At 71.0% G+C, this 19,218-nt stretch carries 17 protein-coding genes and 4 pseudogenes; 13 read left to right on the top strand and 8 right to left on the bottom strand.

Translation table 11 applies throughout. The features are described from left to right. Positions 1-128: 128 nt before the first annotated feature. Entirely contained in the window at positions 129-1,277 is a 1,149-nt protein-coding gene (locus AB0M88_RS00965) for a DUF6596 domain-containing protein (protein WP_364093490.1), read from the top strand. Here the strand turns inward: AB0M88_RS00965 and AB0M88_RS00960 are convergent. Next, positions 1,252-4,056 carry an AAA family ATPase gene (locus AB0M88_RS00960; protein WP_364093487.1) on the bottom strand — a complete coding sequence of 935 codons (2,805 nt, stop codon included), beginning with the start codon at positions 4,054-4,056 and terminating at the stop codon, positions 1,252-1,254. The two genes, AB0M88_RS00965 and AB0M88_RS00960, sit on opposite strands and share 26 nt — an antisense overlap. Before the next feature lie 90 nt (positions 4,057-4,146). Here AB0M88_RS00960 and AB0M88_RS00955 point away from each other — a divergent pair, with 90 nt between their 5' ends. Genes AB0M88_RS00955 through AB0M88_RS00945 form a run of 3 tightly spaced genes read left to right on the top strand, consistent with a single transcriptional unit; the run spans position 4,147 to position 7,136 of the window. After that, positions 4,147-4,941 carry a class I SAM-dependent methyltransferase gene (locus tag AB0M88_RS00955; RefSeq protein ID WP_364093484.1) on the top strand — a complete coding sequence of 265 codons (795 nt, stop codon included), beginning with the start codon at positions 4,147-4,149 and terminating at the stop codon, positions 4,939-4,941. Then, a complete protein-coding gene (locus tag AB0M88_RS00950) occupies positions 4,938-6,245 on the top strand; it encodes an aminotransferase class V-fold PLP-dependent enzyme (RefSeq protein ID WP_364093481.1) in 1,308 nt (435 codons plus the stop codon). The genes AB0M88_RS00955 and AB0M88_RS00950 overlap by 4 nt, the downstream gene beginning before the upstream one ends. A 9-nt stretch (positions 6,246-6,254) precedes the next feature. Next, on the top strand, positions 6,255-7,136 hold the full coding sequence (locus AB0M88_RS00945; protein WP_364093478.1) for an LLM class flavin-dependent oxidoreductase: 882 nt from the start codon (positions 6,255-6,257) through the stop codon (positions 7,134-7,136). Here the strand turns inward: AB0M88_RS00945 and AB0M88_RS00940 are convergent. Both AB0M88_RS00940 and AB0M88_RS00935 read right to left on the bottom strand, forming a co-directional pair. Beyond that, positions 7,133-7,303: a hypothetical protein gene (locus AB0M88_RS00940; protein ID WP_364093476.1), complete on the bottom strand. Its 171-nt coding sequence runs from the start codon at positions 7,301-7,303 to the stop codon at positions 7,133-7,135. The two genes, AB0M88_RS00945 and AB0M88_RS00940, sit on opposite strands and share 4 nt — an antisense overlap. A gap of 444 nt (positions 7,304-7,747) precedes the next feature. Next, the gene (locus AB0M88_RS00935; protein WP_364093473.1) at positions 7,748-8,308 is read right to left on the bottom strand and encodes a helix-turn-helix domain-containing protein; all 561 of its coding nucleotides are present in this window, start codon (positions 8,306-8,308) and stop codon (positions 7,748-7,750) included. A gap of 87 nt (positions 8,309-8,395) precedes the next feature. On the opposite strand from AB0M88_RS00935, the gene AB0M88_RS00930 reads away from it, so the two are divergent. Continuing rightward, the gene (locus AB0M88_RS00930; protein WP_364093470.1) at positions 8,396-9,409 is read left to right on the top strand and encodes an aldo/keto reductase; all 1,014 of its coding nucleotides are present in this window, start codon (positions 8,396-8,398) and stop codon (positions 9,407-9,409) included. A gap of 135 nt (positions 9,410-9,544) precedes the next feature. Beyond that, positions 9,545-9,637, top strand: a pseudogene (locus AB0M88_RS00925) (integrase core domain-containing protein); the annotation flags it as partial. A 94-nt stretch (positions 9,638-9,731) separates the two neighbouring features. Here the strand turns inward: AB0M88_RS00925 and AB0M88_RS00920 are convergent. The 4 genes from AB0M88_RS00920 to AB0M88_RS00905 all read right to left on the bottom strand — a co-directional run bounded on the left by AB0M88_RS00920 (position 9,732) and on the right by AB0M88_RS00905 (position 13,399). Beyond that, on the bottom strand, positions 9,732-11,105 hold the full coding sequence (locus AB0M88_RS00920) for a cellulase family glycosylhydrolase (protein WP_364093467.1): 1,374 nt from the start codon (positions 11,103-11,105) through the stop codon (positions 9,732-9,734). 32 nt (positions 11,106-11,137) lie between these two features. Continuing rightward, entirely contained in the window at positions 11,138-11,866 is a 729-nt protein-coding gene (locus AB0M88_RS00915) for a DUF429 domain-containing protein (protein WP_364093465.1), read from the bottom strand. Positions 11,867-11,995: 129 nt separating this feature from the next. After that, positions 11,996-13,015 (bottom strand): inositol-3-phosphate synthase, encoded by a 1,020-nt coding sequence (locus AB0M88_RS00910; RefSeq protein WP_364093463.1) that lies wholly within the window; start codon positions 13,013-13,015, stop codon positions 11,996-11,998. After that, positions 13,016-13,399 (bottom strand): VOC family protein, encoded by a 384-nt coding sequence (locus AB0M88_RS00905; RefSeq protein WP_364093461.1) that lies wholly within the window; start codon positions 13,397-13,399, stop codon positions 13,016-13,018. It lies immediately after the preceding gene. Between the two features lie 154 nt (positions 13,400-13,553). Here AB0M88_RS00905 and AB0M88_RS00900 point away from each other — a divergent pair. Continuing rightward, a pseudogene (locus AB0M88_RS00900) lies at positions 13,554-13,766 on the top strand (hypothetical protein); the annotation flags it as partial. Between the two features lie 182 nt (positions 13,767-13,948). Here AB0M88_RS00900 and AB0M88_RS00895 read toward each other — a convergent pair. Continuing rightward, positions 13,949-14,728 (bottom strand): methyltransferase domain-containing protein, encoded by a 780-nt coding sequence (locus AB0M88_RS00895; RefSeq protein ID WP_364093459.1) that lies wholly within the window; start codon positions 14,726-14,728, stop codon positions 13,949-13,951. A gap of 39 nt (positions 14,729-14,767) precedes the next feature. Here AB0M88_RS00895 and AB0M88_RS00890 point away from each other — a divergent pair, with 39 nt between their 5' ends. The 6 genes and pseudogenes from AB0M88_RS00890 to AB0M88_RS00865 all read left to right on the top strand — a co-directional run bounded on the left by AB0M88_RS00890 (position 14,768) and on the right by AB0M88_RS00865 (position 19,204). Continuing rightward, a complete protein-coding gene (locus tag AB0M88_RS00890; protein ID WP_364093457.1) occupies positions 14,768-15,370 on the top strand; it encodes a hypothetical protein in 603 nt (200 codons plus the stop codon). Next, on the top strand, positions 15,367-15,939 hold the full coding sequence (locus AB0M88_RS00885; RefSeq protein ID WP_364093454.1) for an HD domain-containing protein: 573 nt from the start codon (positions 15,367-15,369) through the stop codon (positions 15,937-15,939). The genes AB0M88_RS00890 and AB0M88_RS00885 overlap by 4 nt, the downstream gene beginning before the upstream one ends. A 262-nt stretch (positions 15,940-16,201) precedes the next feature. Beyond that, positions 16,202-16,774, top strand: a pseudogene (locus AB0M88_RS00880) (transposase family protein); the annotation flags it as partial. Positions 16,775-17,017: 243 nt separating this feature from the next. Further along, positions 17,018-17,752 (top strand): annotated as a pseudogene (locus AB0M88_RS00875) (IS4 family transposase); the annotation flags it as partial. Between the two features lie 221 nt (positions 17,753-17,973). Next, a complete protein-coding gene (locus tag AB0M88_RS00870; RefSeq protein ID WP_364093519.1) occupies positions 17,974-18,315 on the top strand; it encodes a hypothetical protein in 342 nt (113 codons plus the stop codon). Between the two features lie 559 nt (positions 18,316-18,874). After that, on the top strand, positions 18,875-19,204 hold the full coding sequence (locus tag AB0M88_RS00865) for a nucleoside triphosphate pyrophosphohydrolase family protein (RefSeq protein WP_364093452.1): 330 nt from the start codon (positions 18,875-18,877) through the stop codon (positions 19,202-19,204). Positions 19,205-19,218: the final 14 nt, after the last annotated feature.

The raw sequence follows: 19,218 nt of genomic DNA, 5'->3' as shown, positions 1-19,218 counted from the left end.
GGGGGGGGGGGGCCGGGGGGGGGGGCCGGCCACGGGGGGTGCGCCCCGGGGCCGGCCGCCGACCCGGGTGCCCGTCGCCGGGGGGGGGCGGGGGGGGGGGGGCCCCCCCCCCCCGCGACTGGGCGCAGGTGCTGGCGACGACCGTGCGTCTGACCAGGGACTTCGACCTCGCCGAGGAGTGTGCTCAGGAGGCGTTCGCGAAGGCACTGGAGTCGTGGCCGCGCGACGGTGTGCCGGACAGGACGGGCGCCTGGCTGTCGGCGGTGGCGCGTAACAAGGCCCTCGACGTGTTGCGCCGCGAGGAGGCGATGCGGCGGCGGCTGCCCCTCCTGGTGATCGAGACGCCGTCGATCCCCGACGACCGGCTCATGCTGATCTTCACCTGCTGCCACCCCGCGCTCGCCCGCGAGACCCAGGTCGCGCTCACCCTCAAGTTCGTCTGCGGGCTCTCCACGGCCGAGGTGGCCCGCGCCTTCCTGGTGCCGGAACCCACGATGGCGGCCCGCCTCACCCGCGCCAAGAAGAAGATCGCCGCGGCCCGCATCCCCTACCGCGTGCCCGCGCCCGAGCAGCTCGGTGAGCGCGTCGGTGCGGTGCTCGACGTCGTCCATCTGATCTTCACCACGGGCCACGCTCCGCCGGCCGGCGATCAGGTCGTCCGGCGCGATCTGGTCGACGGCGCGATCGCCCTGGCGCGGCTCCTACACCTTCTCATGCCGGCTGACGCCCAGGTCACGGCGCTGCTCGCGCTGCTGCTGCTCAATCACGCACGCTCGGCGTCGCGTCTTTCCGGCGACGGCGCCTTGCGCCTTCTTCACGATCAGGACCGTACGCGATGGGACCGTTCGCTGATCGCCGAGGCCGGCGCCCTGCTGGCCGAGGCCCTGCGGAGGGGACCGCCCAGCCGGTTCGCCGTGCAGGCCGCCATCGCCGCGGTCCACGCCGAAGCTCCGTCCTTCGAGGACACCGACTGGTCCGAGATCGTGGCCCTCTACGACATGCTGCGCCGCCTCTGGCCCGGCTCGGCCGTCGTCGACCTCAACCGGGCCGTCGCGATCGGACTCCGCGACGGCCCGCAGGCCGGCCTGGACGCGCTCGACCCGCTGCTCGCCGAGCCGTCGCTGGCCACCTACGGCTACCTGAGCGCGGCCCGCGCCGACTTCCTGCGCCGGCTGGGCCGCGCGGCCGAGGCGGCCGACGCCTACCGGGAGGCGCTGGCGCTGACCGACAACGAGGCCGAGCGGGCGTTCCTCAGCGGGCGGCTCGCGTCGTTGTGAGCTCGGCCCGGGTGGCGACGCCGAGCTTCTGGAAGACGTGGGTCAGGTGGGTCTCGACCGTCCGGCGGGTCACGAACAGCTGCTGGGCGATCTCCCGGTTGGCGCACCCCTCGGCGGCCAGGGTTGCGACCCGGCGCTCGGCCGGGGTCAGGGCGTCCCAGCCCGAGCAGGCGGTGCGGCGGGGACGCGCGCCGGCCGCCAGCAACTCGGCCCGGGCCCGGTCGGCCAGCGCGCGCATGCCGCCGCGCGCGGCCAGGTCGAGGGCGCGGGTCAGCGGCTCGCGGGCGCCCGCCCGGTGACCGGCCCGGCGTTTGGCCGCGCCGAGGTCGACCAGGGCCCGGACCAGTTCGAGCGTGAACGGGCTGCCGTCGAGAAGCCGGACCGCGGCGGTGAGGTTCTCGACCGGCTCGCCGACCCGGGCGGCGGCGCGCAGCCCGGCCCCGATCGGGCCCTGGACGCCGACCTGCCGGGCGCTCGCGAGGTGCTCGCCGGCCAGCCGGCGAGCCGCCCGCATCTCGCCCAGCTCGGCCAGGGCGAAGCAGTCGTCGACCCGCCACGTGGCCATCGCCGGATGCAGCATGCCCAGCCCCTGCCACTCGCCGGCCGCCCGGACCAGCGCCTCGTGGGCCTCGGCCGGCCGGTGCTGGGCGAGCCGCAACCGTCCCCGCCGCTCCCACAGCATCGGCGCGGTCAGGGAGCCCGGGACCGCCACCGCCTGATCGAGCACCCGCGCGGCCTCGTCGAGCTCGTCCTGCTCGATCAGCACGTCGGCCAGCGGCAGCAGCGACCAGATCATCGCGATCGGCGGGCTGCTGTGCTTCTTGAACTCGTACGCCATCCGGGCGTCCTCGGCCGCCTCGTCGATCCGCCCGGCCGGCACCTCGGCCATCGCCCGCAGGAACCCGCCGTGCGCCAGCGCGATCAGCCACCCCCGCTCCCGGGCCGTGTCGATCAGCGCCCCGCACCGCGCCCGCGCCTCGTCCAGGTCACCGCAGGCGATCATCGCGATCGTGGCCGAGGTGCCCAGAATCGAGTCCCGGTCCTCCTCGTCGTCGTTCGCGCCGTCCAGCAACGCCCGGGTCTCCTCGACCGGCCGCCCGTCGTAGAGGGCGATCCAGGCCTCGTTGACCCGGCCGACCGCTGTCAGCTGATCGGCCTTGGGCGAAGCGAGCCGCAGCCGGGCCTCCCCCAGCCAGCCGGCCCGGGTCCACGCGTTTCCGATCAGCTCGGCCTCGATCCGCCCGAGCAGCACCGGCGAAACCCCGTCCGGCCGTTCCAGCCCCCGCCGGCACAGCCGGAACGCGTCGTCGAAGTATCCGGCCAGCCCCAGCGCCCGCCCACCGGCCAGCGCGAGCCGCGCCCGGCGCTCCGGATCGGACGCCAGGTCGAGCGCCTCGCGCAGCAGCCCGGCCGCCTCCGGCCCGGCCTGTGTGGCCAGCAACAGTCCCAGTTCGGCTCGCACCTCGGCCTCGTCCCCGGGTTCGCCGGGCGGCTCGTTGAGCGCCCGCCGGAGGAACGCCTCGGCGCTCTCCAGCGCGCCGCGCCGGCCGGCCCGCTCGGCCGCCCGGCGGAGTGCTCGCACGGTCGCCGGGTCGCGTGCGGGCTCGGTCCGCATCAGATGCAGGGCGACGACCTCCGGGTCGACCCGTTCCGAGGCCAGAACCCCGGCCGCGCGGGCGTGCCACAGGGCCCGCTCGCCGGGCGCCATCCCCTCGTGCAGGGCGGCCGCCACGAGCGGGTGAACAAGCGCATACGTGCCCCGGTCGGCCGGCGCCGGCCCGCCGAGCCGGGCCGCGGCCGGCCACGGTGGTTCGGCCGTGCGGCGGAGCAGGCCGGCCTCGCCGAGGTGGTCGGCGGTCAGCGCGGCCGTCGCCGGGTCCAAGCCGGCCAGCGCCGCCGCCTGCCGCAGCGGGACCGCGCGCCCGAGCACCGCGAACGCCCGCGCCAGATCGCCCGCCCCGGACGGCAGCCGGGCCAGCTGGCGGTCGAGGACGCGGGCCACCTGCTCGGGCCCGAACGCCCCGAGCCGCGCCCCCATCTCGTCGGTCGGCTCGATTCCCTCCGCCACCACGTGCGCCAGCAGGGCGCCGAGCAGAAACGGGTTGCCGGCGGTCACCGCGTGGCAGGCCAGCGCGAACGACGGCCCGGCCGCCGGCAGCCGGAGGCCGACCAGGGCGGCGACCGCCTCCGGGCCGAGCGGGCACGGCCGCACCGGAGCCGACGACGCGGCGGCCAGCAGCTCGGCGAGCAGGCCCGGCGAGGCCGGCGGGTCGCCCGAGCGTACGGCGCCGAGCACCCCCAACGGCCGGTCGCCCAGCCGCCGGCTCAACTGGACCAGCCAGCGCAGCGACGGCGCGTCGGCCCAGTGCACGTCGTCGACCACGAGCAGCGTCGGCGCCCGGTCGGCCAGGCCGCAGGCGAGCCAGGTCAGCCCGTGGGCGGCCGCGTGCATGGCGTCGCCGGCCAGCGCCGGCTCGAAGAAGTCGGCGTCCAGGGCGCGGCGGGCCGGAGCGGCCGCGCCCGTCCACGACGAGCTGTCCCGCAGCGGCGCGAACAACTGCCGCGCGATGCCCCAGCCCGCGTCCTGCTCGAGCGGGCTGCCACTGGCCCGCAGCACCCGCAGCCCGGACGCGTCGGCCGCCGCGGCGAGCAGACTCGACTTGCCGATGCCGGCCGGACCGCAGACGACCATGACCCGGCCCGCGCCCTGCCGCACCTCGCGGAGGTGGCGCCCGAGGGCGGCCATCTCCGCGTCACGCTGCAGCAACACGCGAGGCATGGGCCGAAGGTACGTCCGGTCGGCGACAGGCGAAACCTCGTGGTCGCCTCCACGACGCAACAAACGGCCGTCCGGCCGAGCATCGTTGCCATGACCAGCTACTCATTGCTCCGCGAAACCGCCGAATACGACCGTCTCCGGGCCCAGGCCCGCATCTGGGAGACCGCCACCGCCCGCCTGCTCGACCGGATCGCCCTGCCCGCCGGCGCCCGCTGCCTCGACGTCGGATGCGGACCCGGGGAGACCGTGCGCCTGCTCGCCCGGCGCGTCGGGCCGGCCGGCCACGTGACCGGGCTCGACTCGGATCCCGCCCTGGTCGAGGTCGTCGCCAGTGACCTGCGGAGCGAGAACTGCGACATCCTCCTCGGCGACATCACCCGCGACCTGATCCCCGGCCGGTACGACCTCGTCTTCGCCCGCCTCCTGCTGTTCCATCTGCCCCAGCGGGTCGAGGTCGTGCGCCGCCTCTGGGACGCCGTCGCCCCGGGGGGCCACCTGGTGATCCAGGACTACGACCTCACCTCGGCCTGCTGCGTCCCGGCCGCGCCCGGCGTCGACGAGGTCGCGGCCCTGGTGATCGAGTCGTTCACGGCCGCCGGCTGCGACGTCCGGGCCGGCCTCCGGCTGTCCACCTTCCTCAAGGAGGCGGGCGTCGGGACCCCCGACGGCACCGACGTCTCCGGCCTCCTGGTCCCGCTCTCGCAGGGCGGCGTGATGCTCGGCCAGGTCCTGCGCAGCCTGCTCCCGTCGGCGATCGCCAACGGCGTCACCACCCGGGACAAGGCCGAGGCGGCGCTGGCCCGGCTGACCGACGACGCGGCCGGCGACCCGGACCGGCCGATGCTGTGGCCGCTGATGGCCGGCATCTGGAAGACCAGACCATGACCGGCCTGGACGTCGAGCGGATCCGCGCCCACTTCGACTTCCCGCGGACCGGCCGCGTGGTCACCAACAACGCCGCCAGCACCCAGCCACCGCGCGAACTGGTCGAGCTCTATCGGGAGCTGATCCCGTGGTACGAGAACGTCCATCGAGGACAGTCGACGGCTTCCCGGCGGACGACGGATCTGTTCGAGGACGCGTACGACACGATCGCCCGCTGGATCAACGCGCCCAGTCGCCGCTGCCTGGTGCTCGGCCGCAACACCACCGAGGCCCACAACGCGGTCATGTACTCGCTGCTCACCGAGTTCCGCCACGGCGACAACGTGGTCACCACGATGCTCGAGCACAACTCCAACTTCGTGCCCTGGTATGCGCTGACCCACGAGATCCTGCCCCGCCTGGGAAAGACCGTGGAGTGCCGGCCGGCCCGCCTCGACGCCGACGGCAACGTCGACCTGGAGCATCTCGCGTCCCTGGTCGACCGGCACACCAAGCTGATCTGCTGCACCGGCGCCTCCAACTTCACCGGCAGCCGCCCCGACCTGGCGATCCTGCGAAGGATCGCCGACGCGAGCGGCTACCTCCAGCCGACCGGCGAGCGCCGATCGCGACTGCTGATCGACGGCGCCCAACTCGTGCCGGGCCGGGCGGTCGACGTGCAGCGCGAGGACGTCGACTACCTCTCGTTCTCGTTCCACAAGATGCTGGCGCCGTTCGGGGTCGGCGTGCTCTATGCCAAGGAACACCTGCTGCGGCACGGCCGGCCGTTCCTCTACGGCGGCGACATGATCGCCGAGGGCCGCGTCTTCCCCGACCACGTCGACTACAACGACCTGCCCTGGAAATACTCGGCCGGCACGCCGAACATCCTCGGCGTCATCGTGTCCGCCCAGGCTCTGCGACTACTCGCCGACCTCACGGCCTCTTCGGAACGGCCGCTCTTCGGCGGCACGGGCTCTTTCCCGTACGCGGTCACCCAGCGCACGATGGACCGCCTGGCCCGCCACACCGCCCAGCTGACCGGCCGGGCCCACCGGGCGCTGGCCGCCATCGACGGCCTGACCATCTACGGTCCGCGCGAGCGGGCCCCGCTGATCGCCTTCAACCGGACCGGAACCGACCCGTTCACCCTGGCCAAGGCGCTCGACCAGCGGGGCGTCGAGGCGCGGGCCGGCTGCCACTGCGCGACCCTGGCCCACCACGCGCTGCGCCTCGACCCGCCGGCCAGCTGCCGCCTGAGTTTCGCGGTCTACAACAACGAGGAGGACGTCGACCGGGCGGTCGAGGCGGTCGCCGCCGGGTAGGCTGCGGCCATGATCCGGATCGGCTTCATGTTCGACCGCGACCGCCCGCCGTCCGAGCTCACCGGCTATGCGGCCTTGCTCGAATCGCTCGGCGCCGACGACCTCTGGGTGGTCGAGGACCTCGGGTGGGCGGGCGCGATCGCGTCGACCGCGTTCGCACTGGCCGCCACCGAACGGCTGCGGGTCGGCATCGGCATCGCGCCGGTCGCGCTGCGCAACCCGGCGCTGCTGGCGATGGAGCTGGCCATGCTCGAGCGCTCGGCCCCCGGCCGCCTGGTCGCCGGCGTCGGGCACGGGGTGCCGGAGTGGATGGCCCAGGTCGGCGCCTCGACGCCACGCAAGCTCGCGCTGCTGGAGGAGACGATCGTCGCCGTCCGAGGCCTGCTCGAAGGCTCGCCGGTGACGCTGCACGGCCGCGAGGTGACGATCGACGGGGTCAAGCTCGTGCACCCGCCGGCCGCGGTCCCCCCGATCGTCACCGGAGTGGTCCAGCCGAAGTCGCTGGAGCTGTCGGGGCGGGTCGCCGACGGCACGATCATCGCCGAGGGCCACGGGCCGTCCGCGATCGACGACGCCCGCGGTCACATCGAGCGCGGGGTCGCGGCCGGCTCCCGCCCCGCCCACGAGCTGATCGTCTTCGCCTTCCTGCGCGTGGACGACGACCCGGCCCATGCCGCGTCGGTCACCCGGGAGGCGATCGCCGGCCAGGCGGCGTGGCTCGGCGTGCCGCCCTCCTCGGTCTTCGGGCTGACCGGGCCGGCCTCCGAACTCCCCGCCCGCATAGCGGAGCTGGAAGCGGCCGGGGCGTCGACGGTCGTGCTGCGGCCGCTCGGCCCCGACCCGGACGCGCAGACCCGGGCGGCGCTGGCCGCGATGACGTCGCGGTCCTAATGCGAGCGCCGCCAGCGGCGCCGGTCGGCCCCGGCCAGGCGCGCCTCACGCGCCTTCTCGGCCAGCGGATATTCGGCTCTCGGATCGGTGTACGACTTCGTCTCCCGCGCCACGGCGGCCAGAATGATGGCCGCCTCATCGGCGGTCGGCTTTCGGTTCCTTCGCATGGCCACCAGCCCCCCGGCAATCCGGCGAAAACATGCTCCTCACACGCTGAAACCATCGATCAGGTTCACCTCGTGCGCCAACCCATTTCCCGCCCGCGGCGGCCTCGGTGGCGAGGCCGGCGCTAGTTCCCGCCCGGCCCCTGCCCAGGGGCAACGCGCACTTCCAGCCCCGCGACGACGAAGCGCGGCCGGGCCCGAGGTGTCGCCATGCCGACAGCCCGCATCCGGCCGGCCGTCGCCGGGAGCCGGGGAACGCGTAGGCCCGATCGGTCCGTCACGCGGTCCCTTTGCACCGTCTCCCATGCGCCCAGCTCAGCCTCGGCGGCGCAGGCCGTCTCATGCGCCCGGCCCCGGCTCACGCCGTTGGCTGTCTCGTGCGCCCGGCCCCAGCTCATGCCGTTGGCTGTCTCATGCGCCCGGCCCCAGCTCATGCCGTTGGCTGTCTCATGCGCCCGGCTCACTGCGGAGGCCGTCGAAGAGGATGCTCAGGCTCCGGTCGAGGACCGTGCCGGGGTAGTCGCCGGTTTCGGCCGCCATGCTGGCCCCCCTCAGCAGGGCGAGCACCTCGGGCAGCTCGATGTCGGACCGCACCGTGCCCACGCGCTGAGCGTCGTGGAGCAGTTCCGTGATCGCCGCGCGCATGCTCGCCTGCTGGCCGGTCTGCTGGGCCTTGAGATCGATGCCGGCCCCGTGCAACGCGTCGGTCAACGCCTTTTTCCGCCCCGCGTCGGCAACGATCCGGGCGAAGAACGTGAAGAAGGCACTCCCGGCATCGGCGGTCGCGCGCAGCCGGGCCGCCTGATTCAACAGCGCGTCGACGCGCGCGGTGACGATCGCCTGATAGAGGGCCTCCTTGGTGGCGAAGTGCCGGTAGAGCGTCCCGACGCCCACACCAGCCCGGCGGGCGATCTCGTCCATCCGGGCCGACAGTCCCTGCTCGTCCAGCACGGCCTCGGCCGCTTCCAGCACCTTGACCCGGTTGCGGGCCGCGTCCGACCGCATCATGTCCCAGCCCTCCGCCCCGTTGACAATCGGAATCCAGGTTCCGTATTTTCAAGCGGAATCACAATTCCGATTCTAGACGGGGGCACCATGCCGACACTGGGACGATCCGGCCTGCGCGTCTCCGCGGCCGCGCTGGGCACGATGAACTTCGGCACCGACCCGCAGGCGCCGACCTCCGAGACCGAGGCCCACCGCATCATCGCCGCGTTCCTCGACGCCGGCCACAACCTGATCGACACCGCCGACATCTACCGCGGCGGCACCAGCGAGGAAGTCGTCGGCCGGGCCATCGCCGCCCGCCGCGCCGACGTCGTCCTGGCCACCAAGGCGGCGGGACCCCAGGGCAGCGGCCCCAACCACCGGGGCCTGTCCCGAGCCCACCTGACCCGGGCGCTCGACGCGAGCCTGCGCCGCCTGGGCACCGACTACATCGACCTCTACCAGTGCCACCTGCCCGACCCCGACACACCCGCCGACGAGACCATGGCGACGCTCGACGGTTTCGTCCGCGCGGGCAAGGTGCGCTACCTCGGCTGCTCCAACTTCACCGCCGCGGGCATCGTCACTGCTCAATGGGCCGCCCAGCGCGGCCACGGGACGCCCTTCGTCAGCCTGCAGGCCAACTACTCGGTCATGGCCCGCGCGATCGAGGCCGAAATCCTGCCCACGTGCCGGGAGCAGGGACTCGGCGTGCTCGCGTACAGTCCCCTCGGCAGCGGCGTGCTCGCCGGCCGGTACCGTCGCGATACCCCGCCCCAGCCCGGATCCCGGCTCGCCCAGTGGGCCGACATGCCCGGCCCCACGGCCCGCTCCTTCGTGGCCGGCCTGCTCGCCACCCGGCACTTCGACATCGCCGACGAGGTCGCCGCCGTCGCCGACGACCTGCGCACCACGACGGCCACGGTCGCCCTGTCCTGGCTGGCCCGCCGGCCCTCGATCACCTCGGTCATCCTCGGACCCCGCACCACCGCCCAGCTGACCGCCGGCCTCGCCGGGCTCGCGTTCGACCTGCCGGAGCCGGCTTCCGCGCGCTTGACGACCGCGAGCCAGTTCACCGTGGTGCCACCGACCAACGGCCAGCACCACGCGACCTCGGTCTAGCTGTGATGTGTGGGGACGTTGGTCGAGGAGGTGCGACCACCATGTCCCACGCTAACGTCGCGCTGACTTAACCTGATCGTCGAAGACGATTGGGGTGCCACCGCCGCAAAACCGCACAACCAGCACTCCAACCCCACCCGCCCTCACCGGCCACAAACCAACGGCAAGACCGAACGCTTCCACCGCACCCTGGCCGACGGCTGGGCCATCGCCAAGCTCTACACCTCGCAGAACGCCCAACCACCACAGGCCCCACACCCGGTTGAACAACCTGGCCGGGCATCACATCTAGCACCGGCGATCGCGGCTCCAGCCGTCCGCTTCAGTCGTTCTGCAGAGTCTCCAGGAGCGGCGTGCGTTCGGCGCAGTTTTCCAGGGCGAACGAGTCGGCCAGCGCGATCAGCTCGCTCTCGTCGAGGCCGCGGAACAGCGAGGCGTATTCGTGGGCCAGCGGCTGGGCGATAACCAGATTGTTGATGAGCGTGCGGGTCCAGTCGTGCAGGCCCCACGGGTAGGGGTCGAAGTCCGGGAATTCGCGCGCCATCATCTGCTGGAACGGCACCGTCACCTCGGCCGGGCCGACGCGGTCGCTGCCCCACGAGTCGGCGGCCAGCCGGTCCTTCTTGGCGACGAAGTCACCGAACCTCTGCCGATAGGGCGATGACGGTTTCACATAGGCCAGGCCCTGCAGGCCCAGGTCCTTGTAGGTCCAGATCGACCAGCTCGCGTCGTGCCGGCGGTAGATTTCCAGCTGGTCGTCGAGCAGCACCCGGCGCTGGGCGTCGATCCGCTCGTCGCCGGTGTAGATGGGGCCGAATTCGCCGACCCAGATCGGCGTGCCGGTTCGGCGCGAATATTCGGTGCGTTCCAGGAACTTCTTTTCCAGCGTGCTCTTGTCGCTGAAGTCGGTGCCCGTCATGCCGGGATAGTCGCCGGTGCGGGCCAGGCCGGCCCGCGCATAGTCGTGACAGACATAGACCGTGTTGTCCCACGGCTCGGCCGGGAAGATGTCGAACTCGGTCGAATAGGTGTTGCCGTCGAGGAACAGTGTCGTGCGGGGGTCGACCGCCCGGATCGCGCCGACGACGCGCTCATAGAACGGGCCGACCGCGCGGCGGGATTCGTCGGCCGGCTCGTTCACCGGGTTATACCCGGCCACCCAGCCGTTGTCTTTGTAACGGTCGGCGAGCACCTCCCACAGGTGCACGGCCCGATCCTGAAAATGTCGGTGCGTCCAGAACGCCGGCACGTGGGTCGGGTTGTCGGAGTGCCAGTGGTGGTTCTGCGCGCCGGGCAGCGCGTGCAAATCGATGACCGTATAAATTCCGTGCCGGCCGCACGACTCGATAACCCGGTCGAGGTGCCGGAAACCGGATTCCTTGATTTCCAACGGCCGGTCGTCGTCCTCGAAATGCCGGTAGTTGATCGGCACCCGCACGCAGTTCATGCCCCGCGAGGCCAGCAGGGCCGCGTCGGCCTCACCGAAGAACGAGGTCAGGAACCGGTCGAAGAACAGCTCGTACCGGTCGTCGCCGAGCACTTCACGGACGCCGGCCCGCATCAGCGCCTCGTTGCCCGAGTAGCCGGTGATGAAGTTCTCCATGTTCAGCCAGCCGCCGAGCCCGGGCCCGCGCAGCCGCAGCGGCCGCCCCTCGCCGTCGACGAACGAACTGCCACGGGTGCGGATCTTCTCCATCGGCCCAGTACATCGGCGGTCTGACAACGCTGTCAAGGCAGATCGCCGAGGTCGCATGTCGGCAGCGCGATCCAGCCCTCGACCGCGGCGACCGGCCGCTCGCCGGGGGTGGGACGCCGGAAATGCCCGAGTGCGACGGCCCGGGCCCCGAGCGCCGCGATCACCGCGTCGAAGGCGTCGTGGCTTTCCCGGATCAGCGCGCCGGTTCGGAGCCACGGCGCCGCGGCCAGCAGATCGTCGACCAGAAAACCGTGGCCTTCGCCCCTTTTGTAGCCCCGATGTGTCAATCGCCACCGGCGCAGACAAGCGGCCGGATATATTTCGGCCACGCGGCCTTCTCCGGTTCGGTCGACCTTTATCCCCGCGTCGGCGAGCCGGGTCAGTAAAAGTGCGGCCCGGAATGCGGCATGCGCGATGCGATCGGCCGAAACGCTGAGCGGAATCAGCCCGGTCTCGGCCCGCACAACCTCATCGGTGGTGCGATAAACCATTCGCCGACGCCATTGTGCCGTGGACTCGCCCGCGTCCGGCAATGCGATTGTCCCCCGCGCGTGATCACCGACCAGCGACGTAAATGACACCGGCCACCCGAACGGCGCGTCAATTCCGGCGTGGTCGGCCTCCGCCACCGCCGCGACGATTTCGTCATCGCTCACCCCGAGCTGAAGCCGCCGCACCTCCGCCGCACCGGCACGCCACTCGACGACCGCCAGCGCCGTCCGCTCGTCGGCCGCCGCCAAATCAACCCCGAGGGTCAACATCGCCCATTTTCTCTCCCTCTTTTTGCGTACGCCGACCGCCGTCCCCCAAAGCATTCGCCGCCGTGCAGACTCGACGGTCCGGCCGCTGGCCGCAACACCGGGCCGCAGCCGGCCCGCCGGCTCATGAGCTCAGGTCAGCGTTCCCGGCGGCGACTTCAACAGCGCGGCCGCCTCCTCGAGATAACCGCCGCGACCGTTCCGCAGCGCGTCGGCGGCGAACCGGACCAGGTCGATGTTGACGCCGGCGGCCCCGCTCGGGTCGTGCACCTTGAGGTGCACGTCGAGGCTGACCTCGGTCCCGCCCCAGCCCTGCGCCTCGATGTTGAGATGGGCGACCTTCTCCGACTTCAATTGCGGCATGAACCCGAGCGGCGCCATGTGCACCTTGTCGGAGCCGACGGCGTTCAGCTTGGACTGCTGTTTGGTGTTCGGGTTCTCGACCAGATTGCGGAAGTCCTCGGTCCCGCCCAGATTCACCTGATAGGAACTGACCAGCGTGAGCCCGCGCTCCTCGACCAGCCGCAGCAGCGCCCGGTGAACCACCGAACTGCCGAACTGACTGGCCAGGTCGTCCCCGATCAGCGGCAGCCCCGCCTCCTCAAACCGTGCCCGCAACGCCGCGTCCCGCGCCACCGGATCCGAGGTGGTGTTCACGAAGGCCGCCCCCGCACGCAACGCGACCTCGGCATAGGCGCAGGCGGTAGCGGGCCGCCCGCTCGGAGCCGAATAGAGCAGGACCTCGGCCCCGTTCAACGCCGCCACCACCCGCTCGACGTCGGCCGCGTCGACCAGGCCGCGCTCGACGGTCACCTCCGAAACGGGCAACGAGGTCCCGATCCGCGGAAAGTTGTTGGGCGGCACGAAAATCGCCTCGTGCAGATCCCGGCCCACCTTGTCGCGGGAAATCCCGAACGCCGCCACCACCTCGACATCACCGACGCCGATCCCGCCCACCTCGGGCCGCCGGATGCCGACGAGGCTGCCACTCTCCCGATAGAACGCAATCCCCTGCACCAGCGCCGACGTGTTGTTCCCGACCCCAACCACCGCAACCTTGATCACCCCCGCGACGGTACAAACCGAGGGCACGCACCGGGCCCGGCGGCCGGCCGGCGCGACAGCGGACGCGGTTTCCGCGGTTATGGTCACTCACCAGGCGTCATGAAATGGAGCCGGTTCGGCCGGGATCCGCTTCGCCATCAGGCAGAACTCGTTGCCCTCCGGATCTTCCAGCACCACCCAGGAACCGCTGCCGACGATGCTCGACCTCGTGGCACCCAGGTCGAGCAGCCGTTTCAGCTCCTCGTCCTGGCTCTGGTCCGTCGGGCAGACGTCGAAATGCAGCCGGTTCTTACCGGCCTTCGACTCGGGCACCCGAATGAACAGAATGTCCGGACTGACCGTCGCCCCGCGGATCGCCACCCCGGTCCCGTCGCGCGCGAAAGTCCGATAGCCGAGCACCCCGCACCAGAACGCGGCCATTGTTTCCGGATCACGGCAGTCGACAATCATGTCGCCGATGCGGCTGGTCAAAGACCCACCCCGTCCTTCTCCGTCAGGCCGTAGCCATTCGACCGTGCCACTACGACCGGATTTAGTCCCTCGACAGTGCCTGATTCAGGTTCGTGAGGGATTCGACGCACTTCACGTATGAGGTGTCTCCTATGAGCGACGCTACCTGCACTACATGACCCCTCGCGCCGCCTATCCCAGCGACCTGTCCGACGCCCGCTGGGCCCTGATCGAGAGCCGCCTGACCGCCTGGCGCCGAGCCCGTACCGAGGCCGACGTCGGTGGCCGTGCCGGCAAGAGAATCGTCGGCCGCAAACGCGGCATCATCACCGACACCCTCGGCCCACTGCTCGCCGTCATCGTCACCGCCGCCAGTGTCAGCGACAACATCGCCGACTGGCCCGCGACTACGAAACCCTCCGGAAACCTCCGCCACCATGATCCGCATCGCAATGATCGACAACCTGACCCGCCGAGCCACCGACGAAACCACCCAACCTGGCGAGACGCCCAAACCGTCATAAGGCGCCTCTCAGGGCGCCCCGTTATCGAATCACGGCGTGTCCCTATCTATCGCGAAGCCGTGACGACCATGCGGTTGTGCGCGATCGTCAGCGGTTCGCCGTCCTCGCCGTGCGCCGAGACGTCGGTGAAGCCGGCCGCGGTCAGCCAGTCGCGGAGTTCGGGAAAGCCGAACAGCCGCTTCACGAACGTCAGCTTCCGGGCCCGGCCGTCGCGCAGGACGGTGCGTTCGACCTCGAAGCGGGCGGTCAGCGGGTCGAAATGGTTGCGGTCGACGAGCATGTCGCCGTTGGGCAGCGCCGCGGTGATGCGGGACGGGGTATACGACGCCAGGAACTTCGGGAGATTGTCGAGGTCGATGGCGACCCGGCCGCCGGGGCGGAGAACCCGTGCGATCTCGGCCAGGACGCCCCGGTTGACGTCGTCGTCGAAGTAGCCGAACGCCGTGGTCCAGTTGACGATCCGGTCGAAGCGGCCGGTCCAGTCCGAGGGGAGCCGGCGCATGTCACCCGGGACGTACTCGACCTCGGTGCCGGCGTCGGCGCGGGCGCGAGCCAGGAAGACCTCGGACGAGTCGAGGCCGGTGACCCGGCAGCCGCGGGCGGCCAGCTCGTTCGCCAGCGCGCCGTGACCGCAGCACAGGTCGAGAACCTCCGCGCCCGGCCGCAGATCGAGCAGCCGCCAGACCAGGTCGGCAGCGGCGGACGCGCCCGGGTAGGCCGTGCCGACGACCGGCCCGTGCGTCGGCGGCCCGCCCTGCAGCGAGGCGAAGAAGTGCAGGTAGTCCTCTTCGTACATGGCCGTCGCGTCGAACAGGTCCGCCGTCATGCCCCCACGGTAGGACAGCGGAGCGGATATGGTCGCCCGGTGAACGCCGACGACGTGACGAGGACCGTGACGCTGGCCCGGGACGTGCTGACCGGTGCGGCCGGCCTCGACTGGCAGGTGCCGGCCGGCACGCTGGAGTGGACGTGCTGGGAGACAGTCGAGCACATGTGTGACGACCTTTTCTCGTACGCCGCTCAGCTGAGCGCCGCGCCGTCGGCCCGGACCACCTATCTGCCGTTCGGCTGGAAATATCACCGCGAGGGCGGGCCGCCGCTGGCCATCTACGGCGACAAGGCCGAGGGGCCGTCCGGGCTGATCTCCGTTTTCGAGGCGTGCGGGGCGTTGTTGGCGTCCATGGTCGCGACCACCCCGGCCGACCGCATCTCGTTCCACAATTACGGGCCGTCCGACCCGAGCGGATTCGCGGCGATGAGCGTGGTCGAGGTATTGACGCACATGCATGACGTCGCGGGCGGCCTCGGCTTTTCCTGGACTCCGCCGGCCGATTTGTGCGCGAGCGCCCTGCGACGACTCTTCCCGGACGCGCCGGCCGGAGGCGACCCGTGGGAAACGCTGCTCGATGTCACCGGCCGCGGCCCGGTCCCGCGGGAAGACTGGAGGTGGGACGGGGCGCCCCGGTGACACCCACTCCCGACGAGATCCGGGCGCTGCACAAGGAACTCGCGCCGAGCGCGGAGGCATTCGATCTCGTCTATACGCATTGCGAGATCGTGTGGACGCTCGCCGCGCAACTGATCGAGGCGAACAATCTGAACGTCGACGCCGAACTCGTGCGCGCCGGCTGCCTCCTGCACGACATCGGCGTCCACCTGCTCGCCGGCTCCGAATACATCCGCCACGGCATCCTCGGCGAAAAACTGTTGCTGGCGCGCGGCTTTTCGCCGGTGCTGGCCCGCTTCTGCGCCCACCACACGGGCGTCGGCATCACCCGCGACGACGTGCTCGCCCAAAAACTGCCACTCCCGGCCACCGACTATCTCGCCGATTCCGGCGAGGAGCGCTTACTGATGTACGCCGACAAGTTCCACACCAAAAGCACTCCGCCCGTCTTCGTGACCGCCCCGACGTACGCAAAAAGCCTGCGCCGCTTCGGCGCCGCCCACACCGCCCGGTTTTCGGCCCTGGTAACCGAATACGGCGAGCCGGACCTCACGCCGCTGTCCCGCCGCTACGGCCACCCGGTGACATAGCGCTCCACCCCCGACCGCAACGGCACTCAGCACCCGAAACACCCCGATGCTCGATTCGTCGAGCGACAACGTCGCGGATCCCGGCGTCGGAGGAGGGAATTCGGCCCGAGCGTCGCCCGGCCGCTCCGTCGCTGGCCCACAGCCCGAAACACCCACCATGACCAGCACCGATCCCGATGGCGGCGCCTCGGCCCGAGCCGCCTGAAGGATATCTCGCAACCCGATGATCGTCTGATTCGGACAGTGGTTGATCAAGTCCCCGGTGCAGGTGTTCCCGGCCTCTCGTACGGAGTTGATCACCCGTTCACCGGGCTACGCCCGAGCCGGTTCCGCCGCCTCGTACGGCTGGTCGCACGCCGCGGCGGTGACACGATCGCCGATGAACGGCCAGGACGCCCCTGCGCGCTCACCCTGCCCGATCGGCTGTTACCGGTGGCCGTGTACCGGCACGAACCTGACCATGCGCCAGATCGGCCCCGGTTCGGGCGTATCGCACTCCGCGGCTCACCGCGTGATCGACACCTTGGCCCTGCTGCTCGCGCTGGCCCGGCACGGCGCCGGCCGAAAGGCCAGGTCGCGATCGTCGACGGCGCCTCGGTCTCCACCCGCGACCACCGGCTCGCCCCGCGGGGCGAGAACTACCGCTACTCGGCCAACCCGCAAGTCACCATCGACGCCAACACCCGCCCTCGGCGACCCGCTGCCCGGCAACCGCAACGACACGATCATCTACCGCACCAGCGGTATCGATCGAAAACTGGCCGGGCGCGAGGTGATGGCCGACGGCAACCCCGAAGTGATCATCCCGTACCGCAAGCCCCGCGACGGCGGCGAAACTCCCGGCCTGGAAACAGGACTAGAACCAACGCCGTTCAGTTAGGCGGTGTGACGGGGTGTCAAGCGTGTCGCGGAGACGAAGCAGCGGAGCTCCGGTATAGAGGGTGGTCACTCTAAGACGCCCTTTGAACCGGGAGCTCCGCTGGCCGATCAGATTGCCATAACTCGGACGGTGACGGTAGCCGCGGGGGTGTTCGCACCCGGACATCTCGGTGAGCTGACGCGTCTGGTGCCGTTCGAGATGGTCGATGATGTCCTGGCCGCGACCGGCCGTCTGCAGTCACGGGTTCGGCTGCTGCCGGCTCGGGTCGTGATGTATCTGCTCCTGGCGGCATGCCTGTTCGGCGATCTCGGCTACCGGCAGGTGTGGTCGCGGCTGACGGCGGCCCTGCACGAGCTGCCGATCACCTCACCCACCGGTTCCGCGCTGCGTCAGGCCCGGCAACGGCTCGGCCCGGCCCCGATGCGGGCGTTGTTCGATCTGCTGCGTGGACCCGCTGTCACCTCCGCCGCGCAGGTGCGTTGGAGAGGCCTGCTGCTGACCGTTGTCGACGGGACCATGCTGGTCGTGGCGGACTCACCCGCGAACACCCGCCGATTCACCAAGCATCGCTGCACCAACGGCAGTTCCGGTTATCCCCAGCTACGGCTGAGTGCTTTGCTGACGTGCGGCACCCGATCACTGGTCGACGCCGTGTTCGACCCGGTCAGCGTCGGCGAAATCGACCAGGCCCGCGCCCTGGTCAGGAATCTGCAACCCGGAATGCTGCTGCTGGGCGACCGCAACTACGCCGCCGCCGACCCGCTCACCACGATCGCCGAGACGGGCGCGCACCTGCTGATCCGTGCCAAGGCCAACCGCAAACTGGCGATCACCCGCCGCCTGAACGACGGGGTCCTGGCTGTCTCATATCGGCGATCTGAACATCCGAGTCGTCGAAGCCCGGATCGCGATCACCACCACCGCCGGCACCCGCACCGGCGACTACCGGCTACTCACCACGCTGCTCGACCCCGGACGCTATCCCGCCGCCGAACTGGTCCGGCTCTACCACGAACGCTGGGAGATCGAGACCGCCTACCTCGAACTCAAAATCCAGCATCCTCGGCGGCCGCGTACTCCGTTCCCGCACCCCCGACGGCATCGACCAAGAGATCCACGCGCTCCTGGTCACCTACCAGCTCCTGCGCATCGCCATGGTCGACGCCGCCGACAGCCGACCCGGCCTCGATCCCGACCGGGCCAGCTTCACCACCGCCCTCAACACCGCCCGCGACCAACTCGTGCACGCCGCCGGTGTCATCACCGGCACCGTCATCGACCTCGTCGGCGCCATCGGTGCCAACGTCCTCGCCGACCTGCTACCCGACCGCCGGACCCGGGTGAAAACCCGCATGATCAAACGATCCAACAGCAAATACCAAGCTCGCGGCCCAACATCGACCGACGCAGCTACAAAGCCACCACCAGCATCGACATCATCAACCCAGACCCTTGACATCCCCACCAACGCCCTAACTGAACGGCGTTGGGACTAGAACAGCGGGCACCGCAAAAAACCCGCGCCCGCGTCGAACACGCCCTGGCCCGCTCGACGACCTACAAAATCCTGCGGCCGAACCCTCGCCGTTACCGCCGCCGGAATCGCCGCCCTCCACAACATCGACCTGGCCGGCTGACGCCCCAAAGACCGCCGCTGAGCGACGTTCGCATCGAGTTACGAGACCTCGATTCGCCATCGGTATCACGACCTCCTGGCGATGCGTCCGCGAGGCCAAGGCCCTGCTGGCCGCTACCGCGCGATGACCAGGATCCGCTGACCGCACACACGATCCGGGGCGGCAACTCGCCCCGACCGAATCGCCGATCAGAAGTCCCATCACCCGGGCAAACATCGCCATCACGGCGTGACGTGCGGGTCATCGCAGACCCCGCCGGGCCGGCCCCCACCCACGGCATCATCGGCGCGCTGAGCAGCGCGACCGTGATGACGTTCGATGACAAGGCGTATCAAGGCGCCCGAGCGGCGCCCTGGCAGCGCTGCCGCTGGGCCCCGTCGCGCAGCCGGTGAGCGGGTCTCGGCCATACTGGTCAGCCGTGGAACTGGACGCTTATCAGCGGGGCGCCCTGCGCACGGCCGCCCCGCGGGACAAGAAGAACGAGCTGCTGCATCTGGTGCTCGGGCTGGTCGGCGAATCGGGAGAGGTTGCCGAGAAGTTCAAGAAGTGGGTGCGGGACGCCGACAGCGACGAGTCACGGATCGACCGGGCCGATATCGCCAAGGAGCTCGGTGATGTGCTCTGGTATGCGGCGGTGCTCGCCGATTATCTTGACCTGTCGCTGGACGATATCGCCACGACCAACCTGGCCAAGTTGGCCAGCCGCCAGGGCCGGGGCGTGCTCGGCGGAAGCGGCGACAATCGGTGAGCCGAGCGCACGCG

Origin of the sequence: Actinoplanes sp. NPDC051411, from assembly GCF_040682075.1 — a bacterium.
In the GTDB taxonomy this organism is placed as follows: Bacteria; Actinomycetota; Actinomycetes; order Mycobacteriales; family Micromonosporaceae; genus Actinoplanes.
This window is presented reverse-complemented; position numbering and strand designations above follow the sequence as displayed.